2 protein-coding genes are annotated in these 2,858 nt (G+C 73.2%); both read left to right on the forward strand.

Annotated elements, in window-relative coordinates; genetic code table 11:
- On the forward strand, positions 1–2,458 hold a 2,458-nt coding region (gene menA, locus VR45_RS49315; protein ID WP_234326376.1), incomplete at its 5' end, for a 1,4-dihydroxy-2-naphthoate octaprenyltransferase.
- On the forward strand, positions 2,445–2,858 hold a 414-nt coding region (locus VR45_RS32295), incomplete at its 3' end, for a DUF2834 domain-containing protein (RefSeq protein WP_045943437.1). The genes menA and VR45_RS32295, both read left to right, overlap by 14 nt.

Here is a 2,858-nt window from a genome sequence, read left to right on the forward strand (position 1 = left end):
GGTCGGCGCCCGGCTGAAGACCCTCCCGGTCACCCTGGCGCCGATCGCGGTCGGCACCGCCGTCGCCGTCCCGGACGGCCTCCCCGACGGCCGGCGCACCGCGCTGACCCTGGTGTTCGCCCTGGGCTTCGTGCTCGGCACCAACTTCCTGAACGACTACAGCGACGGCATCCGGGGCACCGACGACCACCGGCTCGGCCCCGCCCGGCTGGTCGGCTCCGGCCGGGCCTCGCCCCGGCAGGTCCTGCGGCACGGACTGACCCTGTACGGCGTCGCCGTCGCGGCCGCGGTCGTCATGGCGGTGACGGTCAGCTGGTGGCTGCTCGGCCTCGCCGCCGTGTGCGCGCTCGGCGGCTGGTTCTACACCGGCGGTTCCCGGCCGTACGGCTACCGCTCCCTGGGTGACGTGAGCATCTTCGTCTACCACGGCGTCATCGCGGTCTGCGCCACCGCCTTCATCCAGCTCGGCCGGCTCCCACTGCTGGCGCTCCCGGCGGGCGTGCCGATGGGCCTGCTGGCCTGCGCACTGCTGACGACCAACAACCTGCGCGACATCCCGACCGACACCGAGGCCGGCAAGGTCACCGTCGCCGTCCGCCTCGGCGAGGGGCGCACCCGGATCTACTACGCGCTGCTGGTCGCCTCGGCCCCGCCCCTGGGCGTTGCTGGTGCTCGGCGCGGCCCCGGTCGCGGTCCGGCCACTGCGCCGGGTGCTGGGCGGGGCCCGGGGCCGCGACCTGATCCCCGCGCTGGAGCACACCTGCTGGCTGCTGCTGGCCTTCGGGACGCTGCTGACGACGGGTCTGGCCCTGTGAGCGCCGCCGAGGCGGGGCAGCAGCACCCCGGGGCGCCCGACCACGAGGTGCCCGACCACGAGGTGCTGGTGATCGGGGCCGGCTTCTCCGGGATCGGCACCGCCGTCGGGCTGCTGCGCGCCGGCATCGACGACTTCCTGCTGCTCGACGAACAGGACGACATCGGGGGCTCGTGGCACGCCAACCGCTATCCCGGGGTCGCCGTCGACATCAGTGCCTTCTCCTACTCCTTCGCCTTCGAGCCGCACCCGGCCTGGTCGCGGGCCTTCCCGCCGGGCGCGGAGCTCAAGGCCTACGCCGACCACTGCGTGGACAAGTACCGCCTGCGCTCCCGGCTTCGCCTGAACTCCCGTGTGGTACGGGCCGGTTACCACGAGTCCGAGCACCTGTGGGAGGTGCTGCTGGCCGACGGTACGACGCTCACGGCGCGGTTCGTGGTCTGCGCCACCGGGTGGCTCACCCGGCCGAAGACCCCGGAGCTGGCGGGTCTCGACCGCTTCGCCGGGCCGGTGGTGCACACAGCGCGCTGGGACTCCTCGCTGGACCTGCGCGGCCGCCGCGTGGCGGTGGTCGGCACCGGCGCCTCGTCCGTCCAACTCGTCCCCGAGATCGCCCCGTTGGTGGATCGGCTCGACGTCTACCAGCGCACGCCCACCTGGGTCTTCCCCAAACCCGACCTGCCCGTCCCCGCGGCCGTGCGCGGTGTGTTCGCCCGGGCGCCGTGGACCCAGCGGGCGGTCCGGCTCGCCACCGACACCGCCACCGAGCTCTCCTTCGTCATCGCCATGATCCACTACCGGCGGTTCCCCTTCCTGGTCCGGGGCGGGGAGGCGCTCTCCCGGCTCTACCTGCGCCAACAGGTCCGTGGTGACCGGGAGTTGATCGAGGCACTGGCGCCGGCTTACCGGCTCGGCTGCAAGCGGCCCTCCTTCGGCAAGGGCTACTGGCGGGCGTTCACCCGGGACAACGTCCGGCTGGTCACCGACCCGATCGAGCGGATCACCGAGGGCGGTGTGAGGACGGCGGACGGCACCGAGCGGGCGGCGGACGTCCTGGTCCTCGCGACCGGCTTCCACGTCCTGGACAACCTGCCGCCGTTCCCGCTGTCCGGCCAGGGCGGCCGGGAGCTGGGGGAGTTCTGGGCGAGCGAGCGGTTCCAGACCTACGAGGGCAGCTCGGTGAAGGGGTTCCCCAACCTCTGGTTCATCGTGGGCCCGTACTCGTTCACCGGCGGCTCCTGGTTCGGCATGATCGACTACCAGGTCACCCATCTGCTGCGGGTGATCGGCGAGGCCCGCCGCCGGGGCGCGACCCAGGCGGTGGTGCGGCCCGAGCGGCACGACGCCTCGTTCGCGAAGGTGCTGCGCCGGCAGCGCGACACCGTCTTCGCGGACGCCGGCTGCCGCGGGACGAACAGCTACTACTTCGACCGCCACGGCGACGCGCCGGCCGTGCGGCCCGCCTCCACCTACGAGGCGGCGTGGCGGGCCCGCAGTTTCGACCTCGACGACTACCGGTACGAGCGGGTCCGCAGCAGCGGCGGCACGACCGCACCGACCACGGCAGCACGGGACACGGCCGCGCCGGACACGACCGCGCCGGACACCGGACACCCGGAAGGAGCACGGCATGCGACCGCCTGAGCCCCACCAGCGGGACCGCCGGCTGCGCCTGATGTACGCGCTGTGCGGCGGCGCCGGCTTCCTGGTCATGGCGACGATGGCCGTCACCTTCGTCGTGCGCAACGCCGACGCGGGCCCGTGGGGCGTGATGCGGAACTTCCTGCGCGACGCCACCGGGAACCTCGCCTCCGACTTCGTCTACGCGGACCTGGCACTGACCTGGGCCGCGCTCGGGGCCTTCATGGTGGTCGAGGCACGGCGGTGGCGGATCCGCCACGTCTGGGCCTACATCGTGGGCGCGCCCGCGCTCGCGCTGGTCGTGAGCTTCTCCGTCTTCATGTACGTCCGCCAGTCCCGGATCGCCGCCGCACGCGACGCCGTCCCCGTCCCCGACTCCCCCTGTCTCTTATACACATCTCTG

Origin of the sequence: Streptomyces sp. NRRL S-495 (genome assembly GCF_000966955.1) — a bacterium.
GTDB lineage: Bacteria > Actinomycetota > Actinomycetes > Streptomycetales > Streptomycetaceae > Kitasatospora > Kitasatospora purpeofusca.